The organism is Peribacillus sp. NPDC101481, from assembly GCF_044767165.1.
Taxonomy (GTDB): Bacteria; Bacillota; Bacilli; order Bacillales; family DSM-1321; genus Peribacillus.
In genome coordinates, this window is the sequence record NZ_JBIWNJ010000002.1 from 672,938 (window position 1) to 691,114 (window position 18,177).

Consider the following 18,177-nt stretch of genomic DNA (forward strand, 5'->3'; position numbering starts at 1 on the left):
TTCATGAGATTAGCAGGAAAGAAAATAATCAGTCTTGTGCACCATGATTTTGAGGATTTAGAGCTCTGGTATCCGATTTTACGATTAAAAGAAGAAGGAGCGATTGTTCACCTCGCCGGAGAAAATGCGAATGAAACATACATTGGAAAATATGGTGTACCAGCCATATCCGATTATGGGTATGGCAGTATTAAAGCTGAAGAATATGATGCCATTCTTGTACCGGGCGGTTGGGCACCTGACAAAATTCGCCGTTTTCCTGAAGTGATATCACTTATCCAAAGCATGGAAGAAAGTAAAAAACCAATTGGCCAAATTTGTCATGCTGGTTGGGTATTGATCTCCGCTAAAATTTTACAGGGGAAGAATGTAACGAGTACACCGGGCATTAAAGATGATATGGAAAATGCCGGGGCAACTTGGATAGATAAGCCCGTCGTAGTAGATGGAAACCTTGTATCAAGCAGGCGTCCGCCTGATCTACCGGATTATTTAAGGGAATTGATAAACGTGATCGAAAAGAGTTAAATATAATAGGCTGAAAAAGTGGTTTTTCCTTTTGGAAAAACCACTTTTTATTTATGAAATATTAAAATGAAAAGGAGTACCTTCACTCATTTAATCCAGTTTAATTTTATGAAACACGGTCAATCATGATATGGGCGATATTGTTAAGATATTTGATGCTTACTGAAAACCAAAAGATTATTCCGTTGATTGATCCTTAATCAAGTCAATATACAAATTTCCTTTTGTTCCTACGACAGCATACGAGATATCAAAAACAGCAAGGTTTCTTTTTTTGAGTTCTGCCATTAACGATTCGTAATCGTAGGGGTGTTTTGATAAGTTTTCATAAAGAATCTTTCCATCATGGACCAGTTCTATCGGTACTGTTGCTGAGGGCAGTAAAGGTAAATCCTGCTTGGCGGCATTTTGGTATTGTTCTTTCTTTAATACTGAGAGGGAGCCGTTTGTCTCTAAAATGGCACATTCCACTTCTTCAATGTTGAAGATATCTTTTCCTCGCAAACCCTGTTTAAGAGAATCCAGTGAATATCCCATTCGTTCCATTGACTCTTCGAGAATTTGTCCTTTTTGAATTAAGGGAGCAGGTTCTCCAGCGATCCATTTCCCGAAGCGTGGATTTCGAATCGATAGAAGATTCAGCATATATACGATGGTACCCATAACAATAATTGCAATGATAAAATACAGGAATTTGATTTTTATATTGAATGCTAGATTCCCTGCAATTGTCCCCATCGTAATTGAAGCGATATAAAGGTGATAGGTCCTCTGGGCAATCGTCTGTTTACCAAGGAGATGGACAAATACCCATAATAAAATAAAAGACGTCAAGGTTCGAAAGATGATTTCAACAGATTCTGACATGACAATTTCTCCCTTGCAAAACTCCCGACAATTCGTTTGTGATAGTATGTTCTTACACCTTGCCGTTTATTCTGTAACTCAAAAAGGAAAAAGACAAGAAACCGTCCTTGAATTGGGAGCCCATCTTACATAAATTGATAGCTTTATTTTTAAACCAGGTATTCAAGATTCGTGAAATCTCAGGAAGCAAGCAGTTCGTTACTTGCTTCTTTTTATTTGGTCTGAAAAAATCGATGGATATGTTTACTTGTATCGTTAAAGAAATTTCTTCGAATAATAGTATCAAAATACTTTTGCACGGGGGTATGTTTTGAGAAATATTCAGGAAATTTTCAAAGACGATTTAAAAAGCATTTATAAAAATTTCTTTGTATGTATCGTAGTTGTTTTTCTCATGTTCATCCCTTCCATTTATGCGTGGTTCAATATTGTCGCATCTTGGGACCCGTATGCAAATACGGAAGGAATCCTTGTCGGTGTTGCCAATAATGATAAAGGTGCGGAGTTAAATGGTGAAGCCGTGAACATAGGCAAGGAAGTAATGGAAGGGTTAAAGGAGAATAAGGATCTAGGCTGGAGATTCACATCGGAAAAAGAAGCGATAGAAAAGGTGGAAAAGGGGGATTACTATGCTTCCATCATCATTCCGGAGAACTTTTCCGAACATATTGCGACGATCATGACCGATGACCCTAAGAAGGCGGAAATTGATTACTATGTTAATGAAAAGATCAATTCCATTGCTCCTAAAATAACGGCAGCGGGTGCCAACAGCATTGTGGACAATGTGAGCAAAACCTTTATCAAATCAGCCAGTGGGAGTATCCTTGCAATCTTTAATGAACTCGGAATCACCTTGCAAAACGAGTTGCCGACGATTCAAAAAATGAAGAATATGGTGTATTTATTAGAGGGTGAACTGCCTGAGCTCGAGCAAAATATCAAAACCGTTCAAACACATGTCAAAAAGGCTGAAGATATCATTAAGAAGGTTAATGATGGCCTGGATTCGATAGAAGGAGTAACATCGCAGAAGGACAAATTGGTATCGGACGTTTCTAGTTATGTAGATTCAACAAGGCAGGCATTCGAAGGAATCAGTCCCCTTTTGAAAAATGATATTGCGAACATCAGGAGCGATAATGAATCCGTTATAGTGCTGGCGAATCGGTTAACGGGTCAGGATTTGCCTGGCAATGAGTATGATCAGCTAGTGGAACAAGGGGTAACGAGGATAAATAAAGAGTTGTATCTTTTGGACAGTATGTATAATTTATTGGTGAGGGTCAATCAATTTAATGAGCAAAACTTGCTTCAGCCAGAAATACAGCTGGTTGATGAACTAAGGGATAATGCTTCGAACCAACTTCAAGCGCTGAATAACCGATCCTTCGGCAAACTTATAGAACTTGGCGGGAACAATGATCAAGTCTTGGCAAGATTCCAGGAGAGCTATTCAAAGGAAACAGGACCAAAATTCACTGAAATCTGGACTGAAACAGAAGCAATATTGAATAGTGTCCAGATTACGATGGAGGAGGGAGCGAAGGTTCTTCCTGAGGTTAGGACGCTATTGAATGAGACCAATCGAACATTGGAAACACGTACAGGGGATATCGATAAGTTACAGAATAAGTTTCCGGAAATCGAAACGAAAATAAAGGCTCTAGCTTCTAAAATGAGGGAATTCGATAAGTCTTATAATATGGAAGAAGTGATCGATTTCCTAAGGAATGATATTGAACAAGAAAGTGAATTTTTTTCAGAACCAGTACTGCTCAATAAACACAGTCTCTTTCCGATTCCGAACTATGGATCCGCCATGTCTCCTTTCTTTACGGCACTTTCCCTTTGGGTCGGCGGTACAATATTGATTTCCATGCTTAGCGTGGGTGTTTCTCAAAAGGTCTACAGCCCGTATCAAATTTATATCGGGCGGTATCTTATATTTTTCATCATTGGGGTAATGCAGGCTCTTAGTGTTTCCATTGGGAATATCATCCTGATAGATGTATATGTAGCGGATAAATTTGAGTACATCCTGTTTTCTGTTCTGATAAGTACAGTATTTACACTCATTGTCTACACCTTCGTTTCCGTTCTTGGAAATGTTGGAAAAGGGATAAGCGTCGTATTGATGGTCCTTCAAATATCAAGTTCAGGAGGTACCTTCCCGATTCAGGTCACACCGCCCTTTTTTCAGCATATTAACCCGTACTTGCCGTTCACCTATGCTGTGGGTTTACTTCGTGAATCTGTTGGGGGAATAACTTGGAGCGTAGCTGGCAAGGACATTTTTATCCTGATTCTCTTTTTAATGTTCACACTCATCTTAGGTGTCATTTTGAAAAAGCCTCTGCATGCAAGGACACAAAAGATGAAGGATAAATTGTATGGAAGCAGGATTTTTTAAGGTCATCGAAAGAGTTTAGGTGAAAAAATGGATATTAAAATTAGCCTGAACCCTTACAAAGGGCTCAGGTTTTTATATTTGCTGATTGGGATTTGTTCATTTGTATTTTTGTGTAAGTCTGGAATATTTATCAATACATCGACAATTGAATAGAAAGATACCGATAAATTAGAATTTTTGCATTTTTATAGTTGACAAAAACCATTGGATTAATCATTATTAAGAAATAATGTTTAGTAAATCGTTGCGATATAAAAGTGGGGTGACTTTATGTATTTAACAATAGATGGCATTGAAAAAAGTTTTAAAAATGAAAAGAAAGAAAGCATAAAGGTGCTCGATAAGATAAACATAGAAGTCGAGAAAGGAAGCTTCGTTTCGATCGTCGGCCCTTCAGGATGTGGGAAATCCACGCTCCTTTATCTGATTGCCGGACTTGATAAGGCAGATACAGGTGAAATACGTGTAGCTGGGAAAAAAGTGGTGAAGCCAGGTCCGGAACGGGTTGTAGTGTTTCAAGAGGCGGGATTATTTCCTTGGTTGACGGTACTTGAAAATGTTACATACGGATTGAAGTTAAAGAAAATTCCCAATGAAGAAGCTAAAGCCAAGGCATTGGACATTTTAAAGATGGTTCACCTCAGCCGATATGTTGACTCCTATCCACATCAACTCTCAGGGGGCATGAAACAGAGGGTAGCCATCGCAAGAGCATTGGTGATGGAACCGGATATCCTGTTGATGGATGAGCCATTCTCTGCGCTTGATGAGCAAACGAGGATGGTCTTGCATAAAGAGCTGCTCGAAATCTGGAGAAAAACTAAAGTGACGATCTTTTTCGTTACCCATAATATTCGTGAGGCTGTTCAGCTTTCCGAAAAAATCATCGTCTTTGCAACCCGTCCAGGGAAAATCAAAGAGACGATTTCCGTCCCTTCCATGAAAGATGGAGTTATGCCGGATAGTGTAACTTTGCATACAGAACAAAGGGTTCTATCGATTTTGCAGGAGGAAATTGAAAAAGTGCTGAAGGAGGAAATGGGGAATGATTACAGCTTTAAGACGAATCATATTCATCGCGATGATAGCGGGGATATGGGAAGTCACATCTAGACTTTCCAGTCTTCCGGATTTCATGTTCCCAAGCCTGACTCAGGTTTTGGAAACTCTGTTTAATGGACTGATGAGCGGACAAATAACCGAAGCCATCGGAAAAAGCCTTGGCCGTATCCTGATCGGCTTTATGATTGCCATTATAGTAGGTCTGATATTAGGATATTTCATTTGGCGCTTTAAATTGGTCGAAGACACTTTAGGATTCGTCGTGACGGCTTTACAGTCCATCCCGAGTATCGTGTGGTTCCCTTTAGCGATCATTTGGTTTGGATTGAATGATTTTTCGATCCTCTTCATCGTCACCATCGGCGCAACTTGGACGATGACGGTTAATGCAACGAGTGGCTTCCGGAATGTACCACAGTTGTATCAGCGGGTTGCAAAAACATATGGATCGACTGGGTTTCATTTTCTTCGCACCGTGATTTTACCAGCATCCGTCCCGCAAATAATATCCGGTCTCCGAATCGCATGGGCCTTTTCCTGGCGTGCATTGATGGCCGGTGAATTACTTGGCGGGGGAGGCGGTCTTGGACAATTGCTGGAAATGGGCAGATCACTGGGACAAATGGATTTGGTCATCTCCGTGATGATCATCATCGCTATCATCGGAACAATCGTGGATAATGTCGTCTTCTCCCGTCTTGAACGTAATGTTCAACTGAAATGGGGAGTGAAGTAACGGTAGTTTAATAAAATAATAGTTAAAAAGGAGAGAAAGATATGCTGAAAAAATCATTTTTTGCCCTTATACTGTCTGTATTGTTAATCGGAATAGTAAGCGGATGCACTCAATCCAGCAGTAATGATGAAGAAGGAGAAGGCTCCGGGGGGAAATCCGTGAAAATTGGGTATTTTCCTAACTTAACCCACAGTGCAACGATCATTGCACTTGAAAAAGGCTTTTTCGAAGAAGAGTTTGGTAAAGATGTTAAGATTGAAACCAAAACAGTGGCCAATGGCGGATTATTCATGGAAGCAATGGCTACAAACGCCATTGATGTCGGAACGGTCGGTCCTGGTCCATTGCTTAACTTTTACGTAAAAAACCCTGAATACCACTTGATCTCCGGGGCTGTTAATGGAGGTGCCGTACTTGTTGCTAGCGAGGGCAGCAAGGTTACGGATTTAAAAGATTTGGGCGGTAAAAAGGTAGCGATTCCCGTCATTGGAAGCACACAGGATGTCATGCTTAGGAAGGCCCTTCAAGATGTTGACTTAAAACCGACTACAAATGGGGGTACAGTTGAGCTGTATGCGGCAGCACCTGCAGACACAACCGCCCTTTTTGTCCAAAAATCAGTCGATGCAGCAGCAACCCAGGAACCATGGGGTTATGTATTGGAAAACCAGGCAAAAGGAAAGTTACTGCTTGACTGGGATCAATTTGCATGGGGGAAAGATTCACCTAACACGGTAGTGGCTGCAAGCCAGAAGTTCTTGGATAGAAAGGGGCTCGCTGCTTCCTATTTGAAAGCGCATGAAAAAGCGGTGAAGTTTATACAAGACAACCCTGAAGAAAGCCAAGAACTGGTTATTAAGCATTTGAAGGAACTGACTGGAAAAGAATTAAGTAAAGAAGAAGTCGCTTCAGCATTTTCACGCCTTGAAGTGACAACCGAAGTTAATGAGCAAGTCATTCAGGAAATGGCCGACATAAGCAAAGAAGCTGGTTATATCCCTAGCAATGATATAAAAGGCATGATCGATTTATCAATTCTTCAAGAAGTGTCCAAATAAATTGAAACAAGCAAGCGCCTCAGCCATCCTGGCTTTGGCGCTTTTTTTGTAATCAGGCGAAGGATGAATTAATCCGTTTTAATTGAACTGGGTAAATATTCCTGAATATAAACATCGCAGGTCATGAACTCCCTGTTATGGACAGACTTGATCCAATGCTTGGATAACATGATCAACCTCTTCCCAGGAATGGATGGTAGCTCCTGAAGCCAGTGAATGTCCTCCTCCATTGAATTGACGTGCGACTGAAGCGATGGGAATATTCCGTGAACGTATCCTGACACGGATTTCAGAAGGATGTTCGATGAAGAAAGCCCAGATTCTATTGCCCCTGACACTTGATAGTGTATTGACTAAATTCGAAGCTTCGAGCCGATCCACGCCATACATATTTAAAAGTTCCTCGGTAATAATGAAGTAAGCTACTCCTTTATCGGTTACCTTGAAGCTCATGAGGATGTCTTTTTGAAGTCTTGAAGCGTTTTTTCCCTTTACATTAAGACTGTTATGAATTCTTTCTGGCTGAATATTATAAGTTCTTAAATGTGAAACCATCTTTAATGTCCGCGGAGTGGTATTCCCATTCATGAAATTCCCTGTATCACTAAGTATTCCTGCATAAAATGATTTAGCCGCTTCTTTATTCATGACGAAGCCCACTGGAAATTCCAAGAATAAATCAACAAGCATTTCACTTGCGGAGCTATAGGAAGGGTCAACCCAAGAAAGGTCACCGAATTGTTCATATTCAGGGTGGTGGTCAATTTTGATAAGCATGTCCCCTAGATCATAGCGGGAATCACTGATCCGTGAAATGTTGGCCGTATCACAAACAATCACTAAGGCACCTTTGTATTTGTTATCGGAAATGACATCCATATCGCCAATGAATAGAAGCTTATCCACTTCTTCGCCTACCGCAAAGACTTCTTTAGAAGGGTGGGAATGCTTCAATAGCCTCTTTAAACCGATTTGTGATCCCAATGCATCCGGATCCGGATTAACATGACGATGAATGATGATCGTGTGGTATTTCTTGATCGCTTCGATTATTTCCATTTTTTTATTGTCCATATCGCCATCTCCCTTTCATTTTTCCTAGTCTAGCGAGCGATAATTGATATTTATGTATAATTCAAATATTGACAGCTATGCATATTCAATCATCACATGCCTCACGAATAAAGGCAATTCCGATTACTACTGGAAGTATTATTATATTAACGGGAGGTATGCTACAGAGTATTTCAGAGGAAGTAATAAAAACACCGGTACAAAATTATTGCAAAATTCAAAAAATAGCACTATACTTAATTTACCAAACCGATGACAACAAGTTACCTTGTTGCATGGCCGGCTTGTTATAAAACTGGAATCTATAAAAATTGACTTGGTTCACTTGATCTTCCTTTGCAGGAAGACAGTTCGTGGATAAGGGTCAGTGAAACATTCAATGTAATGACATTGTTGGTTTTACTGGCTCTTTTTTGTGTATCCCGACAGTTTGAAAGGGGTGATGATATGAATGGAGCTTTGGAGGGAGTCAGGATTATCGATGTATCCCGTGTTTTGGCGGGGCCGTTTTGTTCAATGATTCTCGGTGATTTGGGTGCCGATGTTGTTAAAATCGAGCATCATGAATCAGGTGATGAAACGAGAGGCTGGGGTCCGCCATTCGCCCAAGGAGAAAGCGCTTACTATTTATGTGCCAATCGAAATAAGCAAAGCATGACCTTGAATTTAAAGTCGGAACAAGGGAAAGAGATTTTCCGGAAGTTAGTGGCTTCAGGGGATATAGTGATCCAAAATTTCAAGACGGGCACATTGGAAAAAATGGGGTTAGGTTATGAGGATTTAAAGGAAATGAACCCCAAATTGATCTTGGCCTCGATTACTGGATTTGGTTTAACAGGCCCTTATAAGGATTTGCCTGGCTATGACTATATCATTCAAGCGATGAGTGGTTTGATGAGCATCACAGGAGCAAAAGATGGGAGTCCTGTGAAGGTCGGGGTGGCCATAGCTGACATATTGACTGGCTTGTATACATGCATTGGCATTTTATCCGCTTTACATCATAGGGATAAAGCGGGGGAAGGTCAGGAAATTGATATTTCGTTAATGGATTGTCAGGTTTCTTCATTGGTGAATGTCGCCAGCAACTATTTATTCAGTGGCTTGACCCCTGAAAGAATGGGAAACCAGCATCCCAATATCGTTCCATACCAGACATTCCGGACAAGCGATGGAGAGCTTGTCGTTGCAGTAGGAAATGATGATCAGTTCAGAAGGTTTTCAACCGTTATAGGCAGACCTGATTTAGCCCAGCAGGAACAGTTTAAGCATAATGAAAAACGTTTGCAAAACAAGGAAGTCTTAATACCGATAATAGAGGATTTGTTGAAAGGAAAGACAAAGAAGGAATGGAAAAGGCTGTTTGATGATGCAGGGATACCCAATGGTCCAATCAATGATATAGCAGAGATGTTCGAGGATCCGCAAATCATCGCAAGAGGCATGTTGGTGAGCATGGAGCATCCCACAATCGAAGAGCTTAGAGTGACGGGATCGCCCCTGAACCTTTCAAAAACGCCGGTTACGATGAGAAAGCATCCGCCGCTCTATGGTGAGCACACCGATTCCATTTTGGCTGATATTGGATATAGTACAGACCAAATAAGCAAATTCAAAGAAAATAAAATTATTTAGGAGGAATTTTAATGATGAATTTCGAATTAACAGAAGAGCAGCAAAGCGTGAAGAAAGTGGTAAGGAAATTTGTCGATAAGGAAATTATCCCTTACATTCAAGAGTGGGATAGGCAAGGTCAATTCCAGCCACATATTTTAAAAAGATTAGCGGAATTGCAGTTGATGGGCGTTTGTATACCAGAAGAGTATGGCGGGGTCGGAATGGATTATAATACCCTGGCCATCGTTTGTGAGGAGCTGGAGCGAGGCGATACGGCTTACCGTACTGCAGTTTCGGTACATACAGGGTTGAATAGCATGACCCTGCTGCAATGGGGGACGGAAGAACAAAAACAGAAATATTTAGTACCGCAGGCAAAGGGGATCAAGATAGGTGCTTTTGGTCTGACTGAACCGAATGCAGGGTCTGATGTTGCTGCAATGAAATCAACGGCAAAACGTGTTGGGGACCACTATATCTTGAACGGGTCTAAAACATGGATTTCGCTCTGTGATTATGCAGATCATTTCCTTATCTTCGCCAAGACGGATCATGATGCCGGTTCAAGGGGCATCACTGCTTTTATTGTGGAACGGACTTTCGAGGGAGTGGAGTCGAAAGCCATTAAAGGGAAATTGGGAATTCGTGCCGGGAATACAGGCGAAATCTTTTTAACGGATGTAAAAGTTCCAGTGGAGAATAGGCTTGGTGAAGAAGGTGAGGGCTTTAAAATTTCCATGTCGGCATTGGACAGCGGCCGGTTTACAGTGGCCGCAGGTGCTGTAGGGTTAATAGAAGCAAGCCTGGAAGCAAGCTTGAAGTATTGCCATGAAAGAAGCACATTCGGAAAAGAGATTGGCAAGCATCAGCTCGTTCAACAGATGATTGCCAAGATGACCGCAAATTTAGAGATTTCCAGATTGCTCGTTTTTAAAGCGGGTACCTTAAAAAATCAAGGAAAAAGGAATACGAAGGAAACATCGCTTGCCAAGTGGATATCATGTAATGCTGCAAACGAAGCTGCCAATGATGCTGTTCAAATTCATGGTGCCTATGGCTACTCGGATGAATATCCAGTGGAACGTTTTCTGCGGAATTCAAAAGCTCCGGTCATTTATGAAGGAACCCGTGAGATTCATACTGTAATGCAGGGTGAATACGCACTTGGCTACAGACAAGATAAAGAGCTTCGTAAGCAATTGCCTGCATGGCCCTTCGAGCAGGTTTCCGTACATTAACTATAGATAGAGGAGATCAGATGATGAACACATACTTTATTGCAGGGCATGCAAAGCTTCCACAAGGGATGGCAGCGAGAAATATATATGATTCCATCACCATCACGGTAGAGCTTGACTTTAAATATGGAGTAATAGTCGAGGCTTCATGTACACTTGCTACAGAACATGGAAGGGAATACATTCGTCAGCTGCTGCGCGGTTATTGCCTGAAAGATGGTATCGATGAATTGATTGATCGTGTGCAAATGCATTATCGTGGGAAGGCTGGTCAAGCCATTCAAGCAGGGCTGAAGGATGTGTATGCACAGTTCGAATTGGTCTCCGTTAAATAAGCGAAACTTGAAGGATCCTACCGTATGTAAAAGGGTAGGATCCTTTTTTATTGTTTAAGGAAAGGGACATTTGACTGGATTTAACGATCGTGATAATTTTAAAAACACAAAACTCGCCCCTACCTATAGGACGAGTTTGTGTTTTTTTATAGAAATTGGACTTTAAAGTAAAGCTTAATAATCCAGTAAAAAAATATTAGTTGTAATTAAAACGGTACCATGAAACTAGAAGCACCTTTTCCGTTTATTGCGAAAGTTATTGCCGCAAAGCCAACTGCAGTGGTTGGACGAACACCGGTTTCTGTTGGAGCGCCGTTGTCTGCTGCAAGTGGACCTCCTCCTGCTAGTGCGCCTTTGCGTACGGCAAGTGGACCTCCTCCTGCTAGTGCGCCTTTGCGTACGGCAAGTGGACCTCCTCCTGCTAGTGCGCCTTTGCGTACGGCAAGTGGACCTCCTTCTGCTAGTGCGCCTTTGCGTACGGCAAGTGGACCTCCTTCTGCTAGTGCGCCTTTGTGTGCTGCAAGTGGATCTCCTCCTGCTAGTGCGCCTTTGTGTGCTGCATGTAGATCTCCGTTTCCAGCAAGAGCGTCTTTGCGTGCCGGAAGTGGACCGATTCCTGCTCGTGCAACGTTTAGTGCTTCTACGGGAAGTTCGCCTATTATTGTTGTTTTTACGTGAAGAACGGCCTTTTGAACATGGGTCATTATACATGAAATCGCCTAACCCGAAGGAATTGGCTCTATCCACCGCATTTTGTATATTTCGAATGATGTCAGACATATTTATATATCCTCCTTTCTATTCGTAAACTATGCGTTTGTACGTAATATGCCAGAGATAATAGCACAATTTTTAATAAAAATTTGTTTTGGTGACACCCCTCGCTTTTTTTCATAATTTAATATGAAAGTGAAAGTGAAAGTGAAAGTGAAAGTGAAAGTGAAGGGAAGGGTTATATGAATTCTGACCAGAAGCTGCCTGTGTACCAGCTTTTTATTTCACCAGTTAATTTAATGGAACTTCGCAGAGATATATGGTGCAATGATCCTTTACCGGCAAAGTTAACACTTAACAGAAAAAAACTTGATATTGATATTGTTTACCGTGGCTCTCATATCCGTGGTTTTCGCAAAAAATCCTATAATGTAGTCTTTTATAAACCTAATACTTTTAAGAGTGCCAAGGAAGTTCATTTAAATGCCGAATATAAAGATAAATCTTTACTAAGAAATAAATTATCTTTAGACTTTTTTGCGGATATAGGAACCTTATCACCGAACTCCCAGTTCGTTTTTCTGAACTTGAACGGAAAAGACGAAGGGATATACCTGGAATTGGAATCGGTGGATGAATATTATTTGAAGAAAAGGGGTCTGCCACAGGGGTCCATTTTCTATGCAGTGGATGGTGATGCCAATTTCTCATTGATGAGCGATTTGGATAAAGGAATCAAAAAATCATTGGAGATGGGCTATCAAAAAAAATGCGGAACAGAAAAGGATGAATTATATTTACAAGAGCTAATTCTTCAAATCAATACAATTTCAAGAATGGATTTTGAAAAGGAAATAGTAAAATATGTCGATATCGAAAAATACCTGCGCTGGCTGGCCGGTGTCATATTCACACAAAATTTTGATGGGTTCGTTCATAACTATGCCTTGTATCGAAATGGAGAAACTGGACTCTTTGAAATGATTCCATGGGATTATGATGCGACATGGGGCAGGGATGTTAACGGGAAAGTGATGGAAGAGGATTATGTGGGAATCGAGGGGTTCAATACATTGACTGCTAGAATCCTTGATGTAAGGGGTTTTCGTGTCCGATACCAAGAACTTCTTAAGGAGATTTTGAACAATCAATTTAACGTGGGCTATATGAAACCTATCATTCAGGAAATGCATGATCAAATAAGACCATATATTACAAAAGATCCATATATCAAGGGGGATATTGTGAAATTTGATAATGAGCCCGAATTCATCCTGAAATTCATTGAGGCGCGTGCAAAGTATATAAATAGCCGGCTGTATAAATTGGATTAATAATTCCTATCCGCTAGTGATGGAACAATGAAAAATATAACAGCAGGAATGTTGAATGATAAGCATTCCTGCTTTTTACTGCACGATTCCATTTGCTTTTCTATACTATTACAGCTATGTTTGATAGAAAGAGATAATCTAAAGTAATGAAGGATGGGAATGGATTGACTAATCATAGCCGCAAACCGGCATATATATATACGTTTACATGCACCCCTGACGAACGCTCATTATCTAAAATGGAGATGCGCTCGTTCTTTGGCTTTGAGACTTCAGGGGATATTTTGAAAAGTGATATAGCAATTGAACCGAGCAGGAGCCCTTTCATAAAAGGGCGGGTCGAAGTGATGTTTGAAGGGGAGAGCATATCCGAAATCGTTGAGCAAGTGAAGGATATCCATTTGCCTGATTCGACGTTCAAAGTATTATTCGTGAAAATTAACGATTTGAATAAAGAAGCAAAAATAGATTATGATGGACAGCGTGAAATTGAACGGGAGATTGGCTGGCACATTCAGGGAAATGCCGATGTACGCAATCCTGATCAGGTCTTTGGAATCGTGTCCCTTGGCGGACGTTGGTATTTCGGGAAGTATGTCAAACCTGAAGCGGTTTGGTTAAAACATATGAAAAAGCCCCGTGAATATTCAACAGCGCTAAGCACAAGAGTGGCGAGGGCCATTGCCAACATAGCCGTTCCGCATCCGGATGGAGTGAAGGCAATTGATCCATGTTGCGGAATTGGAACGGTATTGGTAGAAGCATTGTCGATGGGAATCAATATTGTCGGCCGGGATATCAATCCGCTTGTTACCGACGGTTCCAGGGAGAACATTGCTTATTTCGGACTCGAAGGTGATGTAACTACAGGTCCGATTTCGGAGGTCACAAGTAAATATGATGTAGCGATTATCGATATGCCCTACAATTTATATACACATGCGACGCCGGAAGATCAGCTATCGATCCTTAAACATGCCAGGGGCTTTGCTGACAAGGTTGTCGTCGTAACGATCGACACGATGGATCATATGATTGAAGAAGCAGGATTTGAGATCGCCGATCGCTGTGTTGCCAGGAAAGGCATTTTTTCCAGAGAGATTGTCGTGTGCGTGTGAGTATCTTCAGCAAGAAAAGGCTGAAATCTTTAATTGGATATGGACTTACCCCTGTCAATTAGACAAATAAAAAGGGCTTTGCTGCCATCTGGCTTCGATATTCAACCGGTGCCAGATGGCGGACAAGCCCCCCTTTACAATTAAGTTTCAAAATTGACTAGATTCCGGGTGTAGATGAACTTTCAGGAATTTTTTCATAGTCTGATGGATTAAGATTATGAACTGATCCATCTGTTACACCATTGATAATACCCATTAGCCCCGTTTCAACCGTTTTTACGAGCTGGCCATTCTTTTTTTGCCCAAAGTTTTGTGTTTGACCACGAACTTCAAATAGAACCGTCCCACTTCCGTTTAAAGCAAACGTCCCTAAAGCAGTTCCTGGCAGGTCAATAGATTGATCATATAATGAAATATTTGTAAAAACTGAATTCCCTTTTGCTTGCAGTGCATTATACGCAGTAAGTGTCAACTGACGAGAGAAATCATATTTGAAATTATCTGCATACTCTTCATATTTAGCACCTTCTGGAGTGCTTGGGTTAGGAACGAATTTTCCTGATATTGACATAGTTGCACGCTCATCAGTTCCTTCGATATATGGGAATCCCTGGTGATGAAGATCGATAAAAACATCCACTTTCCCGAATTTCGATTTTAACCCTTTATATGTGTCACGTAGCGTTTGCGCTTCGGGGGTAATAAACCAGCCTGGCTTTTCAGATGCCCCCGGGAAGTCTTGAGGCTTTGGTACATAATTTAGGTCTGGATTGAAGTCACGATTAACATCAAATCCCGGTTTGCTAGCATAGTCGTCTCCTGATCTGGGAGTAGTGTAATAGTTCCAAGTAGGTTTTGCATTAGAAAGTTGGGGGAATTTACCTACAACTTCAGACCATTTCATCTCATTTCCACGACGATCAAGCTCTGAGCCGTCTACGTTCATCATTGGAATGGCAACAATTGTTAGTTCATCAAGTACTTTCTTTACCTCAGGTGAGTTACTTTGACCAAGGTTTTTAAGAATGTTCAATAACGCGACAGTTCCTGTTTTTTCATTTCCATGAATTTCACTTTGAATAAGAACGACTTTGTCACCATGACCGACAGTCACTTTTTGAATGGAACGGCCCTGATTCGTTTTTCCGGCCACTTCGACATTGACTTTCCCTGCACTCGCTTGCTCAAGTTGATTTAATTCTTTTACAAGTTCGTCATAATTAAGGAATGCTTCGGTAGAAAGATTCGTTCCACCTGTCGGATTTGGTCCTCTTTCAGCTAAGCTGAAATTTGGGCCAAGTAAAGTTGCGGCTACTACTGTTGAACTTAAAACCTTTAAAAATTTTCTTTTCACATCAAATCCCCTATTCTGAAAATATTTAATATTCAGATAATAAATTCTTCACATTCTAATCGATTTCCTGTTAGATTAATTAAAACACCCAAAAAGGCCTATGTATTTCAGATTCAATTATTTTGTATATTTTTCCACAAAAAAGTCCCTACTAAGTGGGGACGATTTCAATAATGTCATTTAGCTTGATAATGAACTACATCTTCAACGAGTTGTTTCGTGACCTTCCCCTGATATTCTAAATAATCCAAATGGCCGATGATTTCTGACATGACGAGCGGGAATTCTGTTATATACTTTTGTTTGTAAAACTCCTTTGCCAGTTCATTGCCTGTAGAAATTCCGGATTCTATCAAGGCCAGGATCTTTTGTGATTTTCTTTCTATGCTGTTGAGTCTTTTTTCAATCGTATGACCAGGTTGTTCAATGATGTTACCATGACCAGGAAAGAGGAGATTCACCTGTAAGGCTAAACATCGTTTTAATGAATCGATATGATCTACAAGGGTCAGCATTCTATTACCGTTTTCATCAGGTTCGATCAAGGCATTGCTTGATATATGTTCAATCAATAAATCACCGGCAAGAAGCCGTTTTCCTTCTTTGTCAAGGAATGCAATTTGATCCGGGGCATGCCCTGGAAATTCGATCACTTCAAAATTCAGCAATTGTTTTTCCGTGATTGCGATGATGTCACCATTCAGTTTTTGATCTTTATTATTATCGACCGCGTTGAATAGGTAAGCCACTTGTTTATCTCCAAGTTCACCACAGCCCATCTCATGGTAAAGCTGCTTATAAAATTCAATTCTCATACTTAAGAAGGAAGGGTCCCTTTTTAAACGGGGAATGGATTTAGAATTTGCATAAACGGGAATCGGATGGAGTTCGGTAATCCGGTTGACCAAACCAACATGGTCTCCATGGTGATGGGTTAATAAAATTTCCGTTATATCTCCAACGGTAAATCCATTTTCGTTTAATGTTTGCTGTAGTGCATTCCAGCAGACGTCATCATTCATACCTGCATCGACTAATGTTAAAGATTCATCCTGTTTAACTAAATAAAAGTTTATACTTTTTAAAGATAAAGCGCTTGGAGCTATAATTGGATAAATTTTAGATGTTGTATTCGTTTTCATGAACGTCCCATATCCTCCTAAATCGAGATAAACTTCATCTGGAAAATTGCGAAAATTACTAATGACCGAATAGATTTAAAGGGTTATTATTCTATGATTAATTGAATGAACTGAAACTGTCAAGCGGAAGCTTACAGGCAATCGAGAAATTTAATAGTAAGATTGATTGGAAATGAATGGTCTATTTATCTAGTTTATTTTAAAATTGAATAAACAAGCCAGTAATTTAGCCAATATTCTTTTAATTATTTTTGTGTAAAAAAACTGAAGACGACAAAAGGTGCAAAAATGCGTTTCATGGAACGAAACGGTATGGGAGGTTTAGGGTTTGAAGCAAAAAATTTATATTACAAGGAAATTGCCAGGACAAATCATCGAAGGTCTTAGTCAAAATTATGATGTCAGGATGTGGGATCAAGAGGATATACCGGTCCCTAGAGAAGTCCTTGAAGAAGAAATGAAAGAAGTAGAGGGACTGCTTTGCTTATTGACGGAACAAATCGATGAGTCACTGATTGAACAGGCACCTAATCTGAAAATCATCGCGAATATGGCAGTGGGCCATAATAATATTGATGTTCAAAGTGCAACAAAACGGGGCATCATGGTAACGAACACACCGGGGGTTTTAACGGAAACGACAGCTGATTTAACCTTCGGCTTACTGCTTGCAACGGCGAGAAGGATGATGGAGGCTGAAGATTATTTAAGGAGCGGAAAGTGGGAAACCTGGTCGCCGATGCAGTTGACCGGACAAGATGTACACGGTGCAACGCTGGGTATCATCGGGTTAGGCAGGATTGGGGATGCCCTTGCCAAAAGAGCTAAAGGGTTCGATATGAACTTAGTTTATTTTAATCGAAGCCGTAAATATGAACAGGAAAATACATTAGGAATCGAATATCAGCCTCTTGAGAAATTGCTCCAAATCTCGGATTTCGTTTGTGTCATGCTGCCGCTCACGCCGGAAACCACTTACATGATTGGCAAGGAGCAGCTTGAATTAATGAAAGGGACGGCTGTGCTCATAAATACCGCAAGAGGCGGGATTATCGATGAAAAAGCATTGTACCAGGCGCTGGAGAGTCGAGAGATTTGGGCGGCTGGATTGGATGTATTCGAAGAAGAGCCCGTCCCTGTGGACCACCCGCTGCTAACATTGCCCAATGTGGTTACATTACCGCATATCGGCAGTGCCAGCATTGCCACAAGATTGAAAATGGCTGCTTTAGCTGTACAAAACTTGATGGAGGGTTTATCTGGTGATATTCCCCGTAATTTAGTAGTGTTGAATAAATCAAAATGACTCTTAAAGGGATTTGGAATGGTCACATCCCGAATCCCTTTCATGATTTTAAAACGAGACTTGAATAGACTCCTTGAGTTTTGACTGTTTTATAGGATAAAACCTACTAGATTGATGAACTTGGCAGACGGTCGGCGGAATGGGGAGCGGATTTAATCCGTGAATCTTAAAATAAATGCTTCGGAGTGAGGTAAAGGTCGAAAAAAATCGTGATCGACCGAAAAGTGGGGTGTAGGTCGGATAAATATGAGAACGGTCGAATAAAGTGGGGTGTAGGTCGG

At 40.8% G+C, this 18,177-nt stretch carries 16 protein-coding genes and 1 pseudogene; 11 read left to right on the plus strand and 6 right to left on the minus strand.

Annotated elements, in window-relative coordinates; all coding sequences use genetic code 11:
* The first annotated feature begins 3 nt into the window (after nucleotides 1-3).
* On the plus strand, nucleotides 4-528 hold the full coding sequence (locus ACIROD_RS13280) for a type 1 glutamine amidotransferase domain-containing protein (protein WP_230177678.1): 525 nt from the start codon (nucleotides 4-6) through the stop codon (nucleotides 526-528).
* Nucleotides 529-705: 177 nt separating this feature from the next.
* On the opposite strand, the gene ACIROD_RS13285 is transcribed toward ACIROD_RS13280, so the two are convergent.
* Nucleotides 706-1,395 (minus strand): DUF421 domain-containing protein, encoded by a 690-nt coding sequence (locus tag ACIROD_RS13285; protein ID WP_402941450.1) that lies wholly within the window; start codon nucleotides 1,393-1,395, stop codon nucleotides 706-708.
* 310 nt (nucleotides 1,396-1,705) lie between these two features.
* On the opposite strand from ACIROD_RS13285, the gene ACIROD_RS13290 reads away from it, so the two are divergent.
* The 4 genes from ACIROD_RS13290 (at nucleotide 1,706) to ACIROD_RS13305 (ending at nucleotide 6,664) form a co-directional block, all read left to right on the plus strand.
* A complete protein-coding gene (locus ACIROD_RS13290; protein WP_402941453.1) occupies nucleotides 1,706-3,808 on the plus strand; it encodes a YhgE/Pip domain-containing protein in 2,103 nt (700 codons plus the stop codon).
* Between the two features lie 270 nt (nucleotides 3,809-4,078).
* Entirely contained in the window at nucleotides 4,079-4,921 is an 843-nt protein-coding gene (locus ACIROD_RS13295) for an ABC transporter ATP-binding protein (protein WP_101224077.1), read from the plus strand.
* Nucleotides 4,854-5,606: an ABC transporter permease gene (locus tag ACIROD_RS13300; RefSeq protein ID WP_101224076.1), complete on the plus strand. Its 753-nt coding sequence runs from the start codon at nucleotides 4,854-4,856 to the stop codon at nucleotides 5,604-5,606. Before ACIROD_RS13295 ends, ACIROD_RS13300 begins: the two co-directional genes overlap by 68 nt.
* 41 nt (nucleotides 5,607-5,647) lie before the next feature.
* Nucleotides 5,648-6,664: an aliphatic sulfonate ABC transporter substrate-binding protein gene (locus ACIROD_RS13305; RefSeq protein WP_402941457.1), complete on the plus strand. Its 1,017-nt coding sequence runs from the start codon at nucleotides 5,648-5,650 to the stop codon at nucleotides 6,662-6,664.
* A gap of 135 nt (nucleotides 6,665-6,799) precedes the next feature.
* Here ACIROD_RS13305 and ACIROD_RS13310 read toward each other — a convergent pair whose 3' ends face one another.
* Nucleotides 6,800-7,738 carry a DHH family phosphoesterase gene (locus tag ACIROD_RS13310; RefSeq protein WP_402941460.1) on the minus strand — a complete coding sequence of 313 codons (939 nt, stop codon included), beginning with the start codon at nucleotides 7,736-7,738 and terminating at the stop codon, nucleotides 6,800-6,802.
* Nucleotides 7,739-8,185: 447 nt separating this feature from the next.
* Between ACIROD_RS13310 and ACIROD_RS13315 the strand changes: the two genes are divergently transcribed.
* Genes ACIROD_RS13315 through ACIROD_RS13325 form a run of 3 tightly spaced genes read left to right on the plus strand, consistent with a single transcriptional unit; the run spans nucleotide 8,186 to nucleotide 10,928 of the window.
* A complete protein-coding gene (locus ACIROD_RS13315; protein ID WP_101224073.1) occupies nucleotides 8,186-9,373 on the plus strand; it encodes a CaiB/BaiF CoA transferase family protein in 1,188 nt (395 codons plus the stop codon).
* 14 nt (nucleotides 9,374-9,387) lie between these two features.
* A complete protein-coding gene (locus ACIROD_RS13320; protein ID WP_101224431.1) occupies nucleotides 9,388-10,593 on the plus strand; it encodes an acyl-CoA dehydrogenase family protein in 1,206 nt (401 codons plus the stop codon).
* Nucleotides 10,594-10,616: 23 nt separating this feature from the next.
* The gene (locus ACIROD_RS13325; protein WP_402941463.1) at nucleotides 10,617-10,928 is read left to right on the plus strand and encodes a DUF3870 domain-containing protein; all 312 of its coding nucleotides are present in this window, start codon (nucleotides 10,617-10,619) and stop codon (nucleotides 10,926-10,928) included.
* 206 nt (nucleotides 10,929-11,134) lie between these two features.
* Here ACIROD_RS13325 and ACIROD_RS13330 read toward each other — a convergent pair whose 3' ends face one another.
* Nucleotides 11,135-11,632, minus strand: coding sequence for a hypothetical protein (locus ACIROD_RS13330; protein ID WP_402943007.1), 498 nt, complete (start codon nucleotides 11,630-11,632; stop codon nucleotides 11,135-11,137).
* A 22-nt stretch (nucleotides 11,633-11,654) separates the two neighbouring features.
* Nucleotides 11,655-11,708: pseudogene (locus ACIROD_RS13335) on the minus strand (hypothetical protein); the annotation flags it as partial.
* A 176-nt stretch (nucleotides 11,709-11,884) separates the two neighbouring features.
* Between ACIROD_RS13335 and ACIROD_RS13340 the strand changes: the two are divergent.
* A complete protein-coding gene (locus ACIROD_RS13340) occupies nucleotides 11,885-12,976 on the plus strand; it encodes a CotH kinase family protein (RefSeq protein ID WP_402941466.1) in 1,092 nt (363 codons plus the stop codon).
* Nucleotides 12,977-13,140: 164 nt separating this feature from the next.
* Complete coding sequence (locus ACIROD_RS13345) at nucleotides 13,141-14,094, plus strand: TRM11 family SAM-dependent methyltransferase (protein ID WP_402941470.1); 954 nt, start codon at nucleotides 13,141-13,143, stop codon at nucleotides 14,092-14,094.
* Nucleotides 14,095-14,251: 157 nt separating this feature from the next.
* On the opposite strand, the gene ACIROD_RS13350 is transcribed toward ACIROD_RS13345, so the two are convergent.
* Together ACIROD_RS13350 and ACIROD_RS13355 are read right to left on the minus strand one after the other, a co-directional pair.
* Entirely contained in the window at nucleotides 14,252-15,448 is a 1,197-nt protein-coding gene (locus ACIROD_RS13350; RefSeq protein WP_402941473.1) for a M14 family zinc carboxypeptidase, read from the minus strand.
* 176 nt (nucleotides 15,449-15,624) lie between these two features.
* Nucleotides 15,625-16,590 (minus strand): MBL fold metallo-hydrolase, encoded by a 966-nt coding sequence (locus ACIROD_RS13355; RefSeq protein WP_402941476.1) that lies wholly within the window; start codon nucleotides 16,588-16,590, stop codon nucleotides 15,625-15,627.
* Between the two features lie 328 nt (nucleotides 16,591-16,918).
* Between ACIROD_RS13355 and ACIROD_RS13360 the strand changes: the two genes are divergently transcribed.
* Entirely contained in the window at nucleotides 16,919-17,896 is a 978-nt protein-coding gene (locus tag ACIROD_RS13360) for a 2-hydroxyacid dehydrogenase (RefSeq protein WP_402941479.1), read from the plus strand.
* Nucleotides 17,897-18,177: the final 281 nt, after the last annotated feature.

Coding starts and splice junctions, on each gene's coding strand:
- ACIROD_RS13355 (WP_402941476.1), bottom strand. CDS start 16,590: ATGAAAACGAATACAACATCTAAAATTTATCCAATTATAGCTCCAAGC.
- ACIROD_RS13285 (WP_402941450.1), bottom strand. CDS start 1,395: ATGTCAGAATCTGTTGAAATCATCTTTCGAACCTTGACGTCTTTTATT.
- ACIROD_RS13295 (WP_101224077.1), top strand. CDS start 4,079: ATGTATTTAACAATAGATGGCATTGAAAAAAGTTTTAAAAATGAAAAG.
- ACIROD_RS13325 (WP_402941463.1), top strand. CDS start 10,617: ATGAACACATACTTTATTGCAGGGCATGCAAAGCTTCCACAAGGGATG.
- ACIROD_RS13330 (WP_402943007.1), bottom strand. CDS start 11,632: ATGACCCATGTTCAAAAGGCCGTTCTTCACGTAAAAACAACAATAATA.
- ACIROD_RS13320 (WP_101224431.1), top strand. CDS start 9,388: ATGAATTTCGAATTAACAGAAGAGCAGCAAAGCGTGAAGAAAGTGGTA.
- ACIROD_RS13305 (WP_402941457.1), top strand. CDS start 5,648: ATGCTGAAAAAATCATTTTTTGCCCTTATACTGTCTGTATTGTTAATC.
- ACIROD_RS13310 (WP_402941460.1), bottom strand. CDS start 7,738: ATGGACAATAAAAAAATGGAAATAATCGAAGCGATCAAGAAATACCAC.
- ACIROD_RS13300 (WP_101224076.1), top strand. CDS start 4,854: ATGATTACAGCTTTAAGACGAATCATATTCATCGCGATGATAGCGGGG.
- ACIROD_RS13280 (WP_230177678.1), top strand. CDS start 4: ATGAGATTAGCAGGAAAGAAAATAATCAGTCTTGTGCACCATGATTTT.
- ACIROD_RS13315 (WP_101224073.1), top strand. CDS start 8,186: ATGAATGGAGCTTTGGAGGGAGTCAGGATTATCGATGTATCCCGTGTT.
- ACIROD_RS13340 (WP_402941466.1), top strand. CDS start 11,885: ATGAATTCTGACCAGAAGCTGCCTGTGTACCAGCTTTTTATTTCACCA.